Raw genomic sequence first — 272 nt, forward strand, 5'->3', positions numbered from 1 at the left:
GGGAGAAGTCCTAGTAAATCCTCAAGCTCATCCTGATTGTTAGGATGTGGATATTCTTGGAAGACAGGGCGAGTAACCACTATCGACTGGATGGTGTCGTACTTGGGTTTACCGTACTCAGAGTGTTCCGAGCGAGCGTTGATAGGATAAATGGTCAAATACTCGGAGGTGACCATCAATAAGAGATGCCAGCCTGACCCATTGTCTAGCAGAGGTACATCGCTGTAGAAAACGAGTGTCGGGCCATAGAAGTCATTTTCGTTGTATTCGCC

General features: G+C 47.4%; 1 protein-coding gene. It reads right to left on the reverse strand.

Features of this window, described 5'->3' with window-relative positions; all coding sequences use genetic code 11:
• The coding region (locus AAEY72_RS14910) for a hypothetical protein (protein ID WP_502945398.1) at window positions 1-272 on the reverse strand (272 nt) is incomplete at both ends.

The sequence above is a fragment of the Psychrobacter sp. W2-37-MNA-CIBAN-0211 genome (assembly GCF_040309405.1).
Classification (GTDB): Bacteria; Pseudomonadota; Gammaproteobacteria; order Pseudomonadales; family Moraxellaceae; genus Psychrobacter; species Psychrobacter glaciei.